An 18,343-nucleotide genomic window follows, 5' to 3' on the forward strand; every position below is an offset into this window, starting at 1 on the left:
TTTTGTCAACAGCCTCAATGCCATGCTGTTTAGCATGGCATTCTTTTATTATGCCAATACGTCTCTGCGCATAAAAGTAATAAAAGCAACCGTCAAGGCCAAAATGGCCCAGACACTTAAAACGGTCAGGGAAAAGGGCAGACTCATTCCCTCAATCAAAATTGGATTTCCCGCTAAATAATCGGTCAGGCTCAAGTGGGTAAAGGCAAAATATTTTAGCGCGGTCCAGGTTGGGGCCATTTGTGTAAGCAAACTGCCGGAGATGACAGCAGCCAGCATAATTCCAATGCTTGCCGCAGTACTTTTGACAAGGACTGACACCATAAACGACAGAGTCCCGACCATAAGGCCTGAAAACCAGGCCAGCCCGTAAGCCATTAAAAGGTATTTCCATTGCGGAATCAGATGGACGCCTTGAGTAACAAGCTGGTCTCCCTGCACTTTAAAACCGGTCAGTACAGGCATTGTCCAACCCCGGTAACCAAATACCGCACCGGAGATAACATAGCCGAGCAAGGCTGTCAAAAGCATTAACAGAGAAATTCCCAAACCAAGCGCCATATATTTGCTTAGCAAAATTTTCCATCGGGGTACTGGCCGTGACAGAAGCAGCTTGATTGTACCCAGGGAATGCTCGGCGGACACGATGTCTGCGGCTAACACAACCACCAGCAATGGGAGAAAAAGTGAAGTGGATTGTTCAATAAACTTGCGCAAAAATGTCGGAGCACCCGGTGCGCCCGGATTAATGTCATGTTCAAGATAGTATTGTTGCTGCTTTATATTCAGTTTGGCCCAGGTTTTCCATTCTTCCGGAATCCGGCTTGATGCAATCCGGTTTTGCTGGTCAACAATTTTTTGCTGCAGCAATGTCCTCCAGTCGGATGTGCCCAGTTGCCTTATCTGTTCCTGTGAGTTTCGATATTGCGCATAAGTAAAAACAGGGATTAACACCAGCAAAATCAGTGTAATAACAAGAATCCGTCTGTTCCGCAGGATTTTCAGCATTTCATTGTAGACCAAAGCTTTCATAGACCGAATCCCCCTGTAATATCAAAAAAAAGGTCTTCCAACGTTTGCCTTCGAGGGCTGATTTCAGAAACACGAATGTCATGTTTTAACAAATAATGATTTGTTTCCGCAATTTTATCCAAAGGCATCTGGACCGTTACTTTGCTATTTCCGGTCTGTAGGACTTTTGCAATATAAGGCAAGCTTTGCAAAAGGAGGAGTCCTTCTTCAAAAGGCTCCAACTTCCATTCGACCAGCGAATGGACACCGGTCAATTGGTCGATGGGTCCGATTTGCAGCAATTGACCGTTTTGAATAATGGCAACCCGATCGCAGAGATTCTGGATTTCATGCAGGATATGACTGGATATAAAAATGCCGATCCCTTCTTCGCGAGCCAGCTGACGGACAAAAGAACGCATATCCCGGATTCCCGCCGGATCGAGGCCATTCGTCGGTTCATCGAGAATTAAAAGTTTTGGTTGATGCAACAATGCCTGTGCAATTCCCAACCTCTGTTTCATGCCCAGGGAATATGTTCTTACCAGATCGTTGATCCGGTCTGTCAATTCTACCTGTTCAACAGCCTTAAAGATCCGTTCATCGGGAATTCCGGTCATGCGGGCAAACAATTCCAGGTTCTCCAGACCCGTTAAATATGGATAAAGCTCGGGATTTTCCACAATGCATCCCACATGGGAGATTGCTTTCATAAAATCTTTCTGAAGGTCATATCCTGCAATATGGATGCTGCCTTCGCTCGGACTGGCCAACCCGACCAGCATGCGGATAGTTGTTGTCTTACCGGCTCCATTGGGGCCCAGAAAACCAAAAATCTCTCCTGCACGTACTTCAAATGAAAGATTTCGAACGATGTCCCGGCCACCAATTTTTTTGCCCAGTTTCTTTACTGAAAGAATGGTTTCATCTTTATTTATTTTTGGTTGCATGAGGAGATGCCACCCCCGATTCGGTTGTATTCATCACTTGCCATAACCGGTCTGCCATTTTCTGATAGCCGGTTTTGTTGGGATGAAAATGATCACTGTAAAGGTAAGACCGGGGACTTTTATGAAAAAGGTCATAAACCGGAACGATCGTAACCTGGTTAAATGGTTGTGCTGTAACAATGGTGGCATGGTTCCAGTCAGCGACAATTTTTGAAGTTCGGTCAGAGTCTGGCAAATCGCCAAAAGGATTGTAAAGGCCAAACAGATAAACAGGGCATTCGGGATTTAGCCGTTGAATTTCAGTTAAAATAGCGGTCAGATTTTCCTTGTACCGTTCTTCCCTTTTCCGGATGGTTTGCAGGTCTATCATTTCGATGTCCTTTCTTTCCCGGAAAAGATCGTTTCCTCCGATGGTGATGACGATCGTTCCTGCTTCTTTAACAAATCGGCGTATTTGAGCTTCTTTGAACTGGTCACGCAAGTTTTGCGAACTTTGCCCGCGGATGCTCAAATTTACCGATCCGGAAGCATGGGCTGTAGCCTGCCATTTCTTTTTGATGATTCCGAAATAACCAAGCCCGTTTTCGTCTCCGACACCACGCGTAAGAGAATCTCCCAGCCCCAGCAGTATGCCTTCCCGGTCAGGAGAGGCCGGTTTAATACCAGCAGTGCTGTTTGCTTCTGCAGGCCCCAGGATTTCCTGCACAGCCAGTCCAAACCCGGCAAGCAACAGGCAGAAGGATAAAAAAGCCAGCCAATTGATGATTCTCGTCCATATTGGACCAGGTTTCATTCAGTTTCGCCTTCTTTCCGGATAAAAATTAATCATTCCAAAACGGGTCTTTTTTTGAGACATCTGCTATTTCTTTAAGCAAGAAAGCGTTTGTTGCTGCATAGGATGGTATTGATTCAGGGCTTAATCTAAAAGGGGGTAGTCACATTGAAAATCCATATTGTCCGTTCCGGTGAAACATTGTCGGATATTGCCCAAAAGTATAATATAACTCTGGAGCGGTTACAAGAATTGAATCCGGATCTTAGTAAGTCGGAAATGCTGAATGCAGGGGAAAAAGTTCGGGTTCCGACCGGAAAAATTGCACTGGCTGTGGAAAAAAGAGAAGAAAGCACAGATCCGGATGAGGAGGTTCGATATAAAGAGTATGAAGGGTATCCCAAAGAAAACGAAAAAAATTCCGATGCTGAACCTTTGTCCAATCAGTTGCCAAAACCGCCTTCAATTGAAGAATTGACTAACTGGTCTGAAATGATGGATTCATCTTCCATACTTGATTATTCGTCATTTGATTATTCGTCGGTTTATGAAAATCTGGATACTTCTGATACTTTATATTTGGAAACGCCGCCTGAGCCTTATCCCCGTTTTCGGCAGGAATCCGGTATGCTGCCGGTACCACCGTTTTTGAATCTGTCCTGTTATCCGATGGTGCAGGGATGGGGGCCCGCGCCCTGTTATGTACCGCCAATACCAATCAGCAATCCATATATAAACCTGTCTTATCCTCACCCTGCTGTTTCCGGACCGGAAAATGGTTTTGCCGTGGAGCATCGGGAGTGGAAAGAAAGTTCATCAAGCGAAGGATAAGGAAAATGAGGGAGAGCCGATGATTCAACCTGATCCACTTCATTTGGAAAAAGTGTTACATACACCTGTGCGCCGGATCAGACCATATCGAAACAATTGGTGTATTGAAACGGATTTTATGTGGTGGATAGCCAAGCCGGTTCCCGGTTCAAAAGCAAAATGGTGGCATCAGGTGGACAGTGAACTGCGAAACCGCGGTTTTCACTCTATGCTTCCAATGATTACGGATGGTTACCAGTGGATTTTAACCCCATTTATTCAGGGACAATCGTGCAAATACAACAAGATGAGTGAAGTAAAACGAATGGTGAAAACCCTGGCACATTTTCATCGGGTGGGACGAAATCTCAGAACGCCGCCACCAGAGGCGGCGTTTCTTTTGTCTCACCGGTTGGTGAATCGGCTGCAAAAATTTCACAGGCTGCTGTTATCGGCGGATCAGGTCAAGAGCCCGCTAAGGGAACTTCTGCTGAAAACGGGCAAAGATTTTTATCTGGACGGGATCGAGGCCTGGAAACGGCTGGAAAAGCTTCCTTTTCAGGATTGGATTGAGCGGGAGCGGAGTCACCATGTGCTGGCACACCGCGATCTGGCAAGTCACAACTGGATGACCGATCAAACGGGCGCATTGTGGTTAATTGATTTTGAAACGGCTGATTATGATGCCCAGGTAGGGGATGTATGGCAGATGTCGACACGAATTCTGGCAGCAAACCAATATCCTGAGCGGGGGATTGAGACGATACTTCGTGCTTATGAGATGGTTCGCCCTTTGGCCGGAATTGAAAAAAAGATTTTGGCTGCTTTATTTTTGTACCCGAATGAGTTTTTTCGGGAAATGATCGGGCTGGTGGAGAGGAAGAGAGGTTATGAGATAAAGGTTTCCTATCCATACCTGAAACAGATCGCCTGCAACAGAAAAAAATGGAAAAAACAAATTGCCGAATTCATGTATTGGTAGTGGTTAGATGCTTATGGTATGATGTAGAATGGTTTTATCGAAGCCTTGTTCCTGCTTGAGGAGGCAAAAGAATGAAAGTAGGACTTGCACAAATCAGACCACGATTGGGGCGAGTGGACAGCAATGTCGAACTGCATGAAGAAATGATCCGCCGTGCCCAGGAAGAACAGGTTGATCTTCTGGTTTTTCCTGAACTGAGTTTAACAGGCTATAATTTGTTAGATCTTACCTATGAAATGGCGAGAGATCCATTTAGTCCTGAAATACAAGGGCTGATTCAATTGGCTGGTGATATGGATCTGGTATTTGGTTTTGTTGAGCACAGCCCTGAACATATTTTGTATAACTCCGCAGCTTATATTTCTGCCGGGAATTTGCATTATTTGCATCGTAAAATTTATTTGCCTACATACGGAATGTTTGATGAAGGGCGTTATTTTGGGAAAGGTGAAGTGATTCGCAGTTTTCCGACCCGGTTTGGGCAAGCGGGGTTGCTGATCTGCGAAGATGTCTGGCACAGTTCTTCTTCTTACATTCTGACACAGGATGGGGCACAAATCCTGGTTGTTATCTCAAATGCGCCAGCGTCAGGTGTAGGAGGCCCAAAATTGGGAGCACAGGATACCTGGGATACTTTGCTGAAGAATCAAGCCATGCTTAATGGCAGTTATGTGCTCTACTGTAACCGTGTCGGAACGGAAGACGGAATTACGTTTTTCGGCGGCTCACAGGTGATAGATCCATTTGGAGAGATAGAAGCACGAGCCGATTTGTTTCATGAAGATCTGCTGGTCGTTGACCTGGATCTGGACAAAGTTCGAAAAGCCCGTTTTCAAACACCAGTTTTAAGGGACGAAAATCTGGATTTAACCATCCGTGAATTAAGTCGGATCAGACGGAAGCGGGCAGGGGAGGGAAGCTGATTATGCAAATGATCGATGAGTTTTTGGAAAAAGCTCCTTGTTTGCGATTAAATGAAGAATTGGCAACCCGCCTTCTGACAACGGCTTTACGTGAAGAAGTGAATAAGGCTGGATTCGATAAAGTCATTGTAGGCTTGTCCGGTGGAATTGATTCTGCCCTTTCATTGTATTTGTGTGTCGAAGCACTGGGACCTGAAAATGTGGTTGCCGTCCGCATGCCTTACAGGACAAGTAGCCCGGAAAGCCTGGAAGATGCGCAACTTGTCATCGATGATACGGGAGTTGAAGCGTTGACAGTGGATATCACGCCACAGATTGACGCTTATTTTGAACGTATGCCTGACGCATCGCCTTTGCGAAAAGGAAACAAAATGGCACGAGAGCGGATGACCATTTTATATGATTTATCTGCCCAGTATGATGCATTGGTAATTGGAACCAGCAATCGGACGGAGCTTTTGCTGGGATACGGTACGCAATATGGAGATTCGGCGTCGGCAATTAATCCGCTTGGGGATCTGTACAAGACCCAGGTCCGTCAGTTGTCCGCCTATTTGGGAGTGCCCGAGCCGATTATCACCAAGCCTCCCAGCGCTGATTTATGGGAAGACCAGACAGATGAAGGCGAGCTGGGATTTAATTATTTTGATGTGGATCGCTTGCTGTATTATATGATTGACAAGCATTATACCCTGGATCAGCTGCACGCGCTTCAGTTTGATGATGCTTTTATCCAGGAAGTAAGCAAGCGGATCATTCGAAATCAATACAAACGGACCATGCCTGTGATCCTGAAAGTAAGCAAACGGACAGTTGGTGTGGATTTCCGCTATTTGCGCGACTGGGGCTTGTAAACTTCAAAAGGAGTGATAAAGAATGGCTGGGCATTCAAAATGGAAAAACATTCAACATCGGAAAGGGCGTCAGGATGCTCTGAAAGGGAAAATATTTGCCAAACTCGCACGGGAGATTTACGTTGCAGCCCGTTCAGGAGACAAAGATCCTGCAAATAACCATCAATTGCGGCTGGTTATCGCCAAAGCCCGTTCGCAGAACATGCCCAATGAAAATATTGAGCGGGCAATAAAAAAAGCATCTGGCAGCGGAACCGGGCAAAATTTTGAATCAATCACTTATGAAGGATATGGGCCAGGTGGCACCGCCGTTATGGTTGAGGCGTTAACGGACAATCGCAATCGGACAGCTGCAGATATTCGCCATATTTTTTCAAAAAATGGCGGGAATCTGGGGGAATCCGGTTGTGTATCCTGGATGTTTGAACGAAAAGGTATCCTGGTTGCTGACCGTGTACAAACAGGCCTGGATGAAGAAGAATTGATGCTTGTGGTTCTGGAAAGCGGGGCAGAAGATATCGAGTCCACGGACAGCAATTATGAAATTACCACTTCCCCGGAAAACTTTGAAACGGTAAAAGAGACACTGGAAAAAGAGGGGCTTTCCTTTTCAACGGCAGAAGTCACCTTTATTCCTTCAAATAAGGTGGAGATTCACGGGGATGCGGTTAAAAAGGTGATCCAGCTGATTTATGCGCTGGAAGATCATGATGATGTTCAAAATGTATATTCCAATTTTGAAGCAAATGATGAGGAACTGGCAAAGGTTATGGATGAATAAATATTGAGAAATAAACAGTCGATATCGCCAGATAATGAACCACATCAGTAACGCAACAACTGGACAGATATGTAATATATTCTTCTTTGGTTCAGCTGTTATTTACCGAAACGGATTGGCTCCGTGTCTGTTCCAATCATGCACGATGGTGCAAGGTAACGAGCAGACGGTAAGTCTGTTCCGGTCTTTTAGTCAATTAAAGGATATTGTTGATGGAGAGTATAATGAAAAGGGGGAACACACACCCCCCCTTTTTTCTTTTTAATGTGTGAACGTCAAACTCAAAGTCAAACGCTGCCAGAGTTACTCTGTTTTTGTTGCTTGTACAAGTTTTCCGTCGCTAAATCCAAATTGGCTGACATTAAACATGTTTTTCTTCTTGTCACCTTTAAAAACAAGGTATACGTCATGCAGGCCGTACGCTCCATCTGTCGGGTTTGTATCAATCATGGTCGACACGGTAAACCATTTCCTGGGATTCTTCATTTTTGGAACTTCCATGATCCCTACAGTTTTGCCCTTTGGATGATCCAATCGTACTTCAATCTTTCCGCCACCATTTGAGGCGACACGGGCGTTCATACTTAAAATACCGCGCATATCTGCTTGTCCATTGGCAGATCCGTCAGCAAAATTGACATTGGTATACCTGATATAGGAGCCGTTTTTAAGATTTGTGATCATTTTGCCGCCTTCCGAACTCTTTTTCACTTGAAGTACAGGGGACTGTCCGTTATTTTCATATGCCAGGTAGCTGGAAAATACGTCTTTCAGATCAGGTAGTGCAGGCAATTGGAATTTTTCGGGTATAAAAGTTGTCACACTTTTTCCTCTTAACTCCATGGAAAACTGCTGCTTGTTGACTTTGATCGCATCCAGCTTTTTCAGATTTTCACTGGCGGAAGTACGATACGGAACAACTGCACCGGTATTGCCTGGAAAGTCTTTCAATTTAAAGGTGACGGTTTGATTCTCAGGGCTATTGTTTACAGCAACAATTGTGAAGTTTCCGGCACGTGGCTCTTTATACGCCGTAATCAACACATCATTAACCGGATGTTTATCCGCTTTTATCATTTTGTAACCGGGTTGGATAAAGCGGCTGTAATTGCCAAAAGTATAAAAACGCTTGAAAACACGGAACAGATTATTTTCTGTGGGAGCGACTCGCTGGTCTGAGCCGTCGTTAACGAGCCGGATCAAATCGGAACCATCAGCGCCGTTATTGGCTGCGGGCCACCACCAGAAATAGGCATTGACACCTGTTACATCGAATATGTTTCCGATGAGATTTGCATATTTCAGGCCATCGGTTATCGTGTTATTCTCAAAGGTTTGTTTATCATTGCCCTGGTTCATGAACTCTGTTTGCCAGATGGTTTTACCCAATTCTTTGGACCTGGCAAATTCATCGGGATCAGGAGTCGTGTCACCATCGAGCAAACCTTGATATGCATGAGCGGCAACGACGTCAATGTAAGGGTTTGTTTTAATATCATTTAAAGCGGGCAAAACATAATTTTCCGAGAACTCCATCGATTCACCAAGCACGATTTTAGAGGGAATCTTCTCTTTTTTAAAGGTAGGTGCCAAATAATCACGGACGAAGGTGTTTAATTCCTCGGGTGTCCACAGGCAGCTGGAATAACTTGTAGACAGTTCTGGCTCATTTGCGGGGGAAATGTGTGTAATGTTGAGGTTGAAATGTTCTTTATAGCCTTTTACGTATGCAGCCAGATATTCTGCATATTGTTGATACATGTCTTCATCGAGTTTGTTTGGTGTTTCACCGGTATCGATTACGCTTTTATTTTTCTTCATCCATGCAGGAGGACTCCAGGCAGTGCTCAGAAATGTATCTACACCTCTTTTTTTTGCCTCTTTCATGATCCATATCTGATATTTGTCAAATTCATCTTTATTCCAACGATCATCGTCCCAGACGTACTTATCCGGACCAGGCATAATGGTCTCAGTAGGGCCGTCATAGTGAGAGTCTCCCCAGTCATCAATTCCGCCGTCACCGATCATATTTCGGACAATGCTTAAACCGATGCCTTTCTCCTTGCTAAATATCATATCAAGAATCTGTGATCTTACTGGCTCATCCAATCGCATAACAGATCCGCCTTTATGGAAGGCGAAGGATCCGCCAAATCCGTCAATTTTCTGTTTTTCCACATTCCAGTATACGATACTGACATTTTCAGGAGATTGGGGATTCTTTGCTGCATAAACAGCGTTGCCTGAACCTGAAATACTGATCATAAGGAGCAAACTTATAATCACACTGAAAATTATAGTAAAATTTTTTCTTGGCAATAAAATCCCCTCCTTTTTCAAAGTGATCAATTACTTTAAAAGCTACTTAATCAATTAAACATAAGCGTTTTGTATTTTTGTTTAATGAAAAAATTTTCCCTTTATTTGGTCCAATTTTATTACACTATGAAACCGTTGTCAATTTTGGAAAGATAAATATAAAAGAGTTGTAAAATAGTCAGAAGAAAACTATAATAATATCCCGACCATCATGCCTGTGCAATTGGCTTGAAAAAGAAAAAAGGAATTATTTCATTAGATTAAGAAAATTTTAATCTATAATTTTTTTGCAAACGCTGATATGGAGTTATTATATCAAGCCTTATAATTAGAATGATCAATTTAAAAATATTTTTAGAGTTGTTGAGGTGGAAGGTTTATTAAAGTCCAGTAAGGTGTTTTTTGTCAAAAAAGGGATATGAACTGATGAGGTGATCGGCGATGGAGGAAAGTTATCGTTGCTGGCTGCAATATCGGTTTGTACAGGATACACAGCGATTCTATCAATATCGAAAATGGGTTTCTAATATTGTGGTTGCCAGGGAGACTGAAATTATAAATTCAGCTGCAAGAGAACTTCAGGATGCTTTGAAATCAATGTTAAATCTCAAGCCGTCGATTTGGCGACATCCGTTTCATCAGCAACCTTTTCTTTTTTTGGGATCATATGAGGATATCAATCCGGAAAACCATGGGATTTCAGCCTCGTTATTAAATCGTCTTGATGATGAGGGTTATTTGTTAAAAACAGTTAACAATCAAATCCTTGTAATCGGCAAAACGGATCGGGGAACCTTGTATGCAACATTCCATCTGTTAAGATTGCTGCAGTGTGAACAACCGATTGATTCTTTGGAAATAACCGATTCACCAAAAAACCAATTAAGAATGATAAACCAATGGGATAATATGGATGGCTCGATTGAACGTGGCTATTCCGGCAATTCTATCTTTTTTCGTGATAATGATTTTGTGGATGATTTAACTCGCGTAAAGAATTATGCAAGATTTTTGGCATCTGTTGGAATTAATGCCATTTCGATTAACAATGTAAATGTTTGGAACCTAGAAACGAGGTTGATTACAAAAGAATTTTTGCCAAAAGTAAAAGAAGTTGCGGAGATTTTTAAATCCTATGCAATAACTGTTTTTTTAAGTATTAACTTTGCGAGTCCGATTGAATTGGGCGGTTTGTCTACTGCGGACCCGTTGGATAGAGATGTCCAAAAATGGTGGGAAAATAAAGCAAAAGAGATTTACCAATATATTCCTGACTTTGGCGGATTTGTGGTAAAGGCTGATTCGGAAGGCAGACCGGGGCCTTTTACTTATCACAGAAGCCATGCCGAAGGTGCAAATGTATTGGCTCGTGCGCTGAAACCTTATAATGGAAAAGTGATTTGGCGTTGTTTTGTTTACAACTATTTGCAGGATTGGCGAGACAGAAGTACTGATCGGGCAAAGGCAGCTTATGACCATTTTGGGCCGTTGGATGGCCAGTTCCTGGATAATGTCATTTTACAAATCAAAAATGGTCCGATGGATTTCCAGGTTCGGGAACCGGTATCCCCACTTTTGGGGGCGATGAAGAAAACAAATCAAATGATCGAATTTCAAATTACACAAGAATATACCGGCCAGCAAATAGATGTATGTTATTTGGTTCCTCAATGGAAAGAAGTTTTTGATTTTGATACTTATGCTCAGGGTGAAAGCTCAACCGTTAAATCCATTGTGAATGGTTCTCTTTATAACTGTAAATACAGCGGAGTAGCAGGAGTTTCCAATATAGGTGATGATGTGAATTGGACCGGGCATGCATTGGCACAGGCTAATCTGTATGGTTTTGGAAGATTGATATGGAATCCGGATTTGTCAACAGAACAAATTACTAAAGAATGGATTTATTTAACCTTCGGCATTCATCAGCAAGTTGTGGAACCAATAAAATGGATATTGCTTCATTCATGGGAAACTTATGAAAATTATACAGCTCCACTGGGTGTAGGCTGGATGGTAAATCCAAATCATCACTATGGACCGAATGTAGACGGATATGAATATTCAAAATGGGGAACATATCATTTTGCAGATCGTGACGGTATTGGCGTCGACCGTACAGTGGAAACAGGAACTGGTTATACAGCGCAATATTTCAGTCCTTGTTCGGAAATATACAATTCATTGGAATGCTGTCCGGATGAATTGTTGCTGTTTTTTCACCATGTTCCTTACAGTCATCAGTTAAAATCAGGAAAGACTGTGATTCAGCATATATATGATACACATTTTGAAGGAGTAGAAACAGTAAAATTGTTTATCAAACTGTGGGATTCATTAGAAGGGAAAATAGATAACGGGATATTTCAAAATGTGAAAGAAAGGTTAAAACGGCAATTGGAAAATGCGATAGAATGGAGGGATCAAATCAATACGTATTTTTACAGAAAATCGGGTGTACCGGATGAGAAGAACAGAATGATTTATCGATGAAATTGAGTGGTCATGTTTCCGCATTAAAAAGTTGCCGGTCTAGCAAATAATATGGATTAATGAACAAAATGCAGTTTTTGTCGTCGAAACGCGAAAATGAATTGTCATCCCTAAAAAAAAACGTTAACATATAATTAGATTATTTTTTTAACAACTTTTTCTATTCATTAAACAAAGTTATATATAAAGTTTTTTTACTCAACGTTAATTGACGTTTTTTTGGATGGAGTTGGAAAACGCATTTTCAGCCAACCGATCTGTACAATTGATAGTAGGTAAGTACAAAAGACAGCAAACAGACAATATTTTTTCTTCAAAAATGAAACCGCTATCAAATTCAAGCTGAACTCGTGATTGCCGGAGAAGAACCGAGAGAAGTAAATCCCATTTTTCAGTTGTTAAACAAAGTGTCGCATACAAGTTGTCCCCACGACGTTTATTTGTTTGTAAATACTCAAAATTACGGGGAGGATAGAACATGCTGGAAAAAAGATGGCTTGTGATAACGGTTGTTTTATTGTTTGGCATTTGCCTCGCTGTGGGGCTGATTTTGTGGGATCCCTCTTCTGAGGGTAAAGATGATGCTGTGACTTTGACAATATATACCGTAGCAGGTGGAGATGAATACTACAAAGATATTGTCATTCCCATGTTTGAAGAAAAGACAAATGGAAAATATCAAATTGAATATGGACGCGGAACCGCACAGGAAATTATTAACAAGATTAAAACGCAAGGGAACAGTGGGACAATTGATATTGTAATTACAGGCTTGGATGGCCTTCCGTTAGGAATAAAAGAGGGATTGTGGGAACAGCTTTACCCCAAATACAGTAACGAAATACATGCCAATGAGTGGAATGAAATTGGAAAGGCTTATATAGAAAAATATGACGGATATGGTGCTCCTGTAACGACTGGATCCGGCGGGCCTGTCCTGGTTTACAACAGCAAAAAGGTGAACAATCCGCCTTCCACATACGCAGAACTGAAAGATTGGATTTTAAAAAATCCAGGGAGATTTACCTATGCTGCTGTTCCTTCCAGCGGTCCAGCTCGCGGATTTTTCTTTGGTCTTGCCCAATCTTTGGGAGAGGATTTTAATAATCCTGATTCATTAAACGAAACTTGGAAATATCTGGCCGATATCGGCAAGACAATTGACTATTACCCCTCAAAAACTTCAGATACCTTCGATTTACTTTATGAAGGGGAAGTGGATATTATTCCCCATACCCCATTTTGGTTTGCCAACCTCGTAGCGACGAATACAGTTCCATCACATATTAAAGCTGTGGCCCTGGAAGATACCAAACAAATTATCGATTCTCACTTCTATGTAATGGTGAAAAACTTGCCAGAAGAACGGAAAAAAGCTGCATTGGAATTTTTGAAGTTCGTAACTTCCAAGGAAATTCAAGCACAAGGTTACGCTGTTGGGCTTATTCCGGCAAATGAGAAATCTTCTCCAGCTTTGCTGGAATCGAAATATAAAAAGACTTACAATCATTATCTTAAAGGTGTCATGCCTGATTTCAAGGAAAAAGACACGATTCTTGTCCCTGAGAATAACTGGGTTTTATTCCCTGATCTGGAAGTTACAAATAAATTATATAATCTGTGGGAACAGAAAATTCAAGCACAAAAATAATTTTGGAGATTCCCCGCCTTTTTTGCTAAAAGGCGGGGAGAAGGAGTTGGTACAATGATTCAGGTAGAGAGGAAAAAAATATTTACAGGAAATTCTACAAGAGTAGAGCTGAAAAACCTGACTAAAAAATTTGGTTCGACTACTGCAGTTGAAAATGCCAGTCTTGAAATTGACAGCGGAGAGTTTATGACTCTCCTTGGTCCGAGTGGATGTGGAAAAACAACTATTCTTTCAATGATATTGGGCATTTTGGAACCTACATCGGGAGAGATCGCTTTTAATGGTCAGCCCATCAATCATATTGATATGAGTAAAAGGGATATTGGGATGGTTTTTCAAAACTATGCCCTGTTTCCTCATATGACAGTCTTCCAAAATATTGCTTTTGGGTTGGATATGAGAAAAGTAGAAAAAGAAGAAAAGAAAAAAAGGGTGAGGGAAGTTATTAAAATGGTCCAATTAGATGGTCTTGAGGACCGGTTTATTAAAGATTTGAGCGGCGGACAGCAACAAAGAGTTGCATTGGCCAGAGCAATAGTGATCAGGCCACGTATATTGTTGTTGGATGAACCTTTGAGCAATCTGGATGCCAAATTGCGTAAAGAAATGCGCACTCAGTTAAAAAAATTACATAGGGAATTGGACATCACTACGATCTACGTCACCCATGACCAGGAAGAAGCATTATCCCTGTCAACAAAAATTACAGTCATGTCCAAAGGGGTTATACAGCAAATAGGAGCACCTGAAGAAATATTCAGGAGACCGAGAAATTATTTTGTAGCTAATTTTATCGGATATGGCAATTTTTTAAAAGGCAAGCTTGTGGATGAAAAAAATGGACAATTTATTTTTGAAACGACGAAAGATTCCTTGCGTTTAACGGTTAACCGTGATAACAAGCACCAGGTCGGTGATCAAGTATTTTTGACAATCAAGCCTGAAATGTTGGAAATTGTCACAGGAGAGAAAACGGGTGTGAACCTGTTGGATGGGGAAATCGTGACAAGTGACTATATTGGAAGCGCTACCGGATATGAGGTTCAGATGGAGAATGGAAGGACGTTTCAGGTCAACGTACCGGGTTTGAATCCATACGCTGTTGGTCAAAAAGTGAAACTGTATCTGGATCCGGCCAAAATATTAATTGTTGACGAGGAGTGATCACATGAACAGAGTGGTTTTTGCCAGAAAAAGAGATTATCTTTTTTTTCTTCCTTCTTTGGTGCCCCTGTTGTTGCTCTTTGTTTATCCGTTATTGAAGGGACTGGTAATGACTTTCCAGGAGACTGGTTCATCCGGTTTAACATTGCATAATTACATCGAGTTTTTTACGAACCCAAGATACTATGATACGATTTTCCGAACCTTATATTTGGTTATACCGGCCACAATTATCGAGCTGATTATTGCTTTCGGGATTACCTATTTTATCAGGGGAAAAATGAGAGGAAAAGGAATTATCGCCGGGTTGACTATTTTTCCCCTTACCTTGGGATCGATCATTATTGACATGGGGATTATCTCTTTCTTCAAGCCCACCGGATGGTTTAATACTGTTTTGATAAACATTGGATTAATCGATGAACCATTCAAGTTGGTTTACAACTATTGGGGGACTTTTTTGGCACTAATTATTTTAGGAGTGGCATTTATGGCTTCAAACTTTGTGGGAATAATGGATTACATTGACCCCAACCTGGAACAGGCAGCACGGAGCCTTGGAGCTTCCCGCTGGATTACTTTCAAGCGGGTATATTTTCCTTTGATCCGTTCCAACGTTTTAACCGTTTTTGCTTTAAATTTGATTATGCAGATCGGCGTTTATTCATCTGCAGTAATTGTCGGTAATCCAGCCTCTGAAACCCGTACATTTGTAGTTGTGGCATTTGAGGAAGCGATGCGCAACTTTAATTATAACATGGCCAATACAGTCGCCATCGTAATGGGCATTACCCAGATCGTCATCCTTGGTATTGTTTTTGCGATTCGCAAACGGGGATATATCGGGAGTGCAAGCACGTTTAAATAAAGGGTGATGAATGATGAAAACGAAAAAAACAGTTTCAGAAAACGGAAATTACCATGCTCCTGTTCAAGGTAAAACCTTTATAAAAAATAGCATAAAAGAAATTGTTTTCTACAGGGGGTATCAAACTGTTTCATGGATTTTGATTATCGCTTTCCTTGCTGTTGTACTGGGAATGACCGTGTCAGTGATTCTGAATGCTTTTGGAGAAGAATGGTATGGTACATTTTTACCACAAGGCTTTACGCTGGAATGGTTTATTAACGCCTGGAACGCATACGAGGTTGGAGAATATTTCAAAATAACCATGCAAATTGTGTTTATCGCTACAGTCATTTCCTTGATTTTAAGTATTCCAAGTGTATATATATTAGCGAGAAGGAACTTTCCATTCAAGCAGGCGTTGATCAGTTTCTTTCAATTGCCGTTTACTTTGCCGGATCTCCTTTATGCCATACCCGTAGCCTCCATATTTTATTCCATTGGTCTGGCGGAAACGATGACTGGACTAATTATCGTTAATTTAATTGTCGGTGTTCCTTTCTCTGTATTTATCCTGCTTCCTTATATGGAATCGATCGATCCCCGTCTGGAGTATGCTGCTGAGTCTCTTGGAGCAACAAAGTTTCAATTGTTCCGAAGAATTATTATTCCACAAATAGTACCCGGGATAACTGCATCAGCTATCAATATTTTTATTCGCATGTTCAACACATTTACCATTATCCTGTTAATTTCGGGACCCAAAACGCAAACCCTGAATGTTATGGTATTCAGCGTGCTGCAGGGTTCTGGTTCACAACCGCCGGCTATGCTTAATTCACTTGCTTTGACACTCATGATCCCACTGTTATTCTTTTCATTTATCAGTCTATGGGTATCATCGTATACACAAAGACGTCTCGGCAAATAATGGATACTTGCCCGAGAACAGGAGGTGTATACGAATAAATGCCGTCTCCCATACAACACCCCGTACAACCCCGCCCTCTATGCTCTGGACAACTGTTGCAGGCTTATTGCTGCCTGCTTTTTTCTTCGAATGATTTCTCAGATAACACAAATTGTTTTTTGGTTAGTGGCAATCCCTGAATTTTATTTGCAAATGAAGAGGGTTCAGGCAATTATTAATGATACAACGGATTCGGGATGAAACATCGCCTTTTTTTAGTTCTTTGAACCGGTACTCCTGTCAGGCTGCTTTCGCCAATTTACATTTTACGGAAAAGCCGAAAAGTTAATATTATAAAAGGTTTGTTATAAAGAGAAAATAGTTTGTGTAAGTTTCATCATTTACCAATGATCATCATAAAGTATAGCGAAGGCATTTTTCTGTACAGGAGCACAGGCCATGGGAAAAATTTTTTGGAACTTTGCGTTGGAGAAGGCGATTCGGGAGGCTTTAAGTATACAGAAAGGACAGGGAACCTGGGAGGAATGGGAAAGCAGATGGCCGCCCGAGGTCAGGGAAAAGGCTGAAAGGGAATTGAAAATTTTTACGTTGTTGGGCTGGTTGAAACGCTAACCTTTTTAAAAGGGGAAGCGTTTTTTTCTGGGCATATTTTGTGTGAATAATGCAGGATCATGGTCAAACTGTGTTATAATTAGTCATGCCATAGGAATGAACGTTCGCTTCATGCTTGGAGAGGAGCTTACATATGCGTATTATGGGGATAGATCCGGGGATTGCCATTGTCGGGTACGGAATATTGGATCAGAAAGGAACCCGGCTGATTGATGTTGATTACGGGAGTATTCAGACACTGGCAGGAATACCGACCGCTACCCGGTTAAAGCAGATTTACGATGCCTGTACCAGGCTTTTCGGGGAATTTCAGCCGGATGTGGTGGCGATTGAGAAACTGTTTTTCAATCGCAACGTCACGACCGCTTTTACGGTAGGGCAGGCACGGGGTGTAATAATGCTTGCAGCGGAAGAAGCGAATATCACAATTACCGAATATACACCGTTGCAAGTAAAAATGGCTGTGGTCGGTTTCGGGCAGGCCGAAAAAAAACAGGTGCAGGAAATGGTCAAATTATTGCTTCATTTGCCGGCTGTGCCCAGACCGGATGATGTTGCGGATGCCTTGGCGATTGCGATTTGTGAGGCGCATTCATCATCGGCCGTTCACAAATATAGTAAGTGGGGATTGAAGCGATGATTGATTTTGTCAAGGGAAAGGTTCATTATCAGGAAACCGGTTATCTTGCCGTGGATGTGGGCGGGATTGGTTATCAGGTTTATGTGACCAATCCTTTGGCCTGGGAAAAAGAGTCGGAGATTTTCTTGTATACCCATCTTGTTGTCCGGGAAGATGCCCAATTGCTGTATGGATTTCCTTCGAAACAGGAACGCGACCTGTTTCGCCTGCTGCTGGAGGTGTCCGGTATTGGCCCGAAAGCAGCCATGGGGATGCTGGCAGCCATCCAGCCAAACCAGCTGGTTCAGGCCATTCAGATGGAAGATCTGAAATCATTGACGCGTTTGCCAGGGGTAGGGAAAAAGACCGCTCAGCGTCTGGTGCTTGACCTGAAGGACAAATTGAAAAAGATCAGCGATTTTGATTTTGTGGCAATGCAGCCATCTGTGGCACAGATTTGTCCTGACAGAAAACGGGATGTGATTGAAGCATTAATGACCCTTGGCTATAATGAAGAGGAAGCGAAGTGGGCAGTTCTTGAAGTCGCCAAAATTGCGGAAGAAGAATACGATACAGAGACCTGGATTAAACAGGCACTTAAAATGATAATGAACAAATAGG

At 42.2% G+C, this 18,343-nt stretch carries 17 protein-coding genes; 13 read left to right on the plus strand and 4 right to left on the minus strand.

The window, feature by feature from the left end:
* Nucleotides 1-48: 48 nt before the first annotated feature.
* From H2C83_RS00475 to H2C83_RS00485, 3 genes are read right to left on the minus strand one after another with little or no spacing between them, the layout of a single operon-like run.
* Nucleotides 49-1,032, minus strand: coding sequence for an ABC transporter permease (locus tag H2C83_RS00475; protein WP_181736694.1), 984 nt, complete (start codon nucleotides 1,030-1,032; stop codon nucleotides 49-51).
* Entirely contained in the window at nucleotides 1,029-1,961 is a 933-nt protein-coding gene (locus H2C83_RS00480; RefSeq protein WP_181736696.1) for an ABC transporter ATP-binding protein, read from the minus strand. Before H2C83_RS00480 ends, H2C83_RS00475 begins: the two co-directional genes overlap by 4 nt.
* Nucleotides 1,942-2,754, minus strand: coding sequence for a GDSL-type esterase/lipase family protein (locus H2C83_RS00485; protein WP_181736698.1), 813 nt, complete (start codon nucleotides 2,752-2,754; stop codon nucleotides 1,942-1,944). Before H2C83_RS00485 ends, H2C83_RS00480 begins: the two co-directional genes overlap by 20 nt.
* A 147-nt stretch (nucleotides 2,755-2,901) precedes the next feature.
* Between H2C83_RS00485 and H2C83_RS00490 the strand changes: the two genes are divergently transcribed.
* From H2C83_RS00490 to H2C83_RS00510, 5 genes are all read left to right on the plus strand, one after another.
* The gene (locus H2C83_RS00490) at nucleotides 2,902-3,564 is read left to right on the plus strand and encodes a LysM peptidoglycan-binding domain-containing protein (RefSeq protein WP_181736700.1); all 663 of its coding nucleotides are present in this window, start codon (nucleotides 2,902-2,904) and stop codon (nucleotides 3,562-3,564) included.
* 19 nt (nucleotides 3,565-3,583) lie between these two features.
* Nucleotides 3,584-4,525: a phosphotransferase gene (locus tag H2C83_RS00495; protein ID WP_181736702.1), complete on the plus strand. Its 942-nt coding sequence runs from the start codon at nucleotides 3,584-3,586 to the stop codon at nucleotides 4,523-4,525.
* Nucleotides 4,526-4,596: 71 nt separating this feature from the next.
* Nucleotides 4,597-5,448: a nitrilase-related carbon-nitrogen hydrolase gene (locus H2C83_RS00500; RefSeq protein WP_181736704.1), complete on the plus strand. Its 852-nt coding sequence runs from the start codon at nucleotides 4,597-4,599 to the stop codon at nucleotides 5,446-5,448.
* Nucleotides 5,449-5,450: 2 nt separating this feature from the next.
* Nucleotides 5,451-6,302, plus strand: a complete 852-nt coding sequence (locus H2C83_RS00505) for an NAD+ synthase (RefSeq protein WP_246333665.1) — start codon at nucleotides 5,451-5,453, stop codon at nucleotides 6,300-6,302.
* Nucleotides 6,303-6,324: 22 nt separating this feature from the next.
* Complete coding sequence (locus H2C83_RS00510) at nucleotides 6,325-7,083, plus strand: YebC/PmpR family DNA-binding transcriptional regulator (protein ID WP_181736705.1); 759 nt, start codon at nucleotides 6,325-6,327, stop codon at nucleotides 7,081-7,083.
* A 303-nt stretch (nucleotides 7,084-7,386) separates the two neighbouring features.
* Here H2C83_RS00510 and H2C83_RS00515 read toward each other — a convergent pair whose 3' ends face one another.
* Entirely contained in the window at nucleotides 7,387-9,405 is a 2,019-nt protein-coding gene (locus tag H2C83_RS00515; protein WP_246333666.1) for a glycoside hydrolase, read from the minus strand.
* Nucleotides 9,406-9,846: 441 nt separating this feature from the next.
* On the opposite strand from H2C83_RS00515, the gene H2C83_RS00520 reads away from it, so the two are divergent.
* The 8 genes from H2C83_RS00520 (at nucleotide 9,847) to ruvA (ending at nucleotide 18,342) form a co-directional block, all read left to right on the plus strand.
* Nucleotides 9,847-11,898, plus strand: coding sequence for an alpha-glucuronidase family glycosyl hydrolase (locus tag H2C83_RS00520; protein WP_181736707.1), 2,052 nt, complete (start codon nucleotides 9,847-9,849; stop codon nucleotides 11,896-11,898).
* 478 nt (nucleotides 11,899-12,376) lie between these two features.
* Nucleotides 12,377-13,549: an ABC transporter substrate-binding protein gene (locus H2C83_RS00525; protein ID WP_181736709.1), complete on the plus strand. Its 1,173-nt coding sequence runs from the start codon at nucleotides 12,377-12,379 to the stop codon at nucleotides 13,547-13,549.
* 54 nt (nucleotides 13,550-13,603) lie between these two features.
* Nucleotides 13,604-14,713, plus strand: coding sequence for an ABC transporter ATP-binding protein (locus H2C83_RS00530; RefSeq protein ID WP_181736711.1), 1,110 nt, complete (start codon nucleotides 13,604-13,606; stop codon nucleotides 14,711-14,713).
* A gap of 4 nt (nucleotides 14,714-14,717) precedes the next feature.
* Complete coding sequence (locus H2C83_RS00535) at nucleotides 14,718-15,581, plus strand: ABC transporter permease (RefSeq protein WP_181736713.1); 864 nt, start codon at nucleotides 14,718-14,720, stop codon at nucleotides 15,579-15,581.
* Nucleotides 15,582-15,591: 10 nt separating this feature from the next.
* Entirely contained in the window at nucleotides 15,592-16,491 is a 900-nt protein-coding gene (locus tag H2C83_RS00540; protein ID WP_181736715.1) for an ABC transporter permease, read from the plus strand.
* Nucleotides 16,492-16,929: 438 nt separating this feature from the next.
* A complete protein-coding gene (locus H2C83_RS00545; protein ID WP_181736717.1) occupies nucleotides 16,930-17,103 on the plus strand; it encodes a hypothetical protein in 174 nt (57 codons plus the stop codon).
* A gap of 133 nt (nucleotides 17,104-17,236) precedes the next feature.
* Entirely contained in the window at nucleotides 17,237-17,743 is a 507-nt protein-coding gene (ruvC, locus tag H2C83_RS00550) for a crossover junction endodeoxyribonuclease RuvC (RefSeq protein WP_181736719.1), read from the plus strand.
* On the plus strand, nucleotides 17,740-18,342 hold the full coding sequence (ruvA, locus tag H2C83_RS00555) for a Holliday junction branch migration protein RuvA (protein WP_181736721.1): 603 nt from the start codon (nucleotides 17,740-17,742) through the stop codon (nucleotides 18,340-18,342). Before ruvC ends, ruvA begins: the two co-directional genes overlap by 4 nt.
* Nucleotide 18,343: the final 1 nt, after the last annotated feature.

Origin of the sequence: Thermoactinomyces mirandus (assembly GCF_013868055.1) — a bacterium.
Lineage (GTDB): Bacteria > Bacillota > Bacilli > Thermoactinomycetales > Thermoactinomycetaceae > Thermoactinomyces > Thermoactinomyces mirandus.

Excerpts from the sequence above, each read along its gene's own strand:
- H2C83_RS00495 (WP_181736702.1), top strand. The coding sequence starts at position 3,584 with ATGATTCAACCTGATCCACTTCATTTGGAAAAAGTGTTACATACACCT.
- H2C83_RS00545 (WP_181736717.1), top strand. The coding sequence starts at position 16,930 with ATGGGAAAAATTTTTTGGAACTTTGCGTTGGAGAAGGCGATTCGGGAG.
- H2C83_RS00530 (WP_181736711.1), top strand. The coding sequence starts at position 13,604 with ATGATTCAGGTAGAGAGGAAAAAAATATTTACAGGAAATTCTACAAGA.
- H2C83_RS00485 (WP_181736698.1), bottom strand. The coding sequence starts at position 2,754 with ATGAAACCTGGTCCAATATGGACGAGAATCATCAATTGGCTGGCTTTT.
- ruvC (WP_181736719.1), top strand. The coding sequence starts at position 17,237 with ATGCGTATTATGGGGATAGATCCGGGGATTGCCATTGTCGGGTACGGA.
- H2C83_RS00535 (WP_181736713.1), top strand. The coding sequence starts at position 14,718 with ATGAACAGAGTGGTTTTTGCCAGAAAAAGAGATTATCTTTTTTTTCTT.
- ruvA (WP_181736721.1), top strand. The coding sequence starts at position 17,740 with ATGATTGATTTTGTCAAGGGAAAGGTTCATTATCAGGAAACCGGTTAT.
- H2C83_RS00525 (WP_181736709.1), top strand. The coding sequence starts at position 12,377 with ATGCTGGAAAAAAGATGGCTTGTGATAACGGTTGTTTTATTGTTTGGC.
- H2C83_RS00520 (WP_181736707.1), top strand. The coding sequence starts at position 9,847 with ATGGAGGAAAGTTATCGTTGCTGGCTGCAATATCGGTTTGTACAGGAT.
- H2C83_RS00510 (WP_181736705.1), top strand. The coding sequence starts at position 6,325 with ATGGCTGGGCATTCAAAATGGAAAAACATTCAACATCGGAAAGGGCGT.
- H2C83_RS00540 (WP_181736715.1), top strand. The coding sequence starts at position 15,592 with ATGATGAAAACGAAAAAAACAGTTTCAGAAAACGGAAATTACCATGCT.
- H2C83_RS00500 (WP_181736704.1), top strand. The coding sequence starts at position 4,597 with ATGAAAGTAGGACTTGCACAAATCAGACCACGATTGGGGCGAGTGGAC.
- H2C83_RS00505 (WP_246333665.1), top strand. The coding sequence starts at position 5,451 with ATGCAAATGATCGATGAGTTTTTGGAAAAAGCTCCTTGTTTGCGATTA.
- H2C83_RS00475 (WP_181736694.1), bottom strand. The coding sequence starts at position 1,032 with ATGAAAGCTTTGGTCTACAATGAAATGCTGAAAATCCTGCGGAACAGA.
- H2C83_RS00480 (WP_181736696.1), bottom strand. The coding sequence starts at position 1,961 with ATGCAACCAAAAATAAATAAAGATGAAACCATTCTTTCAGTAAAGAAA.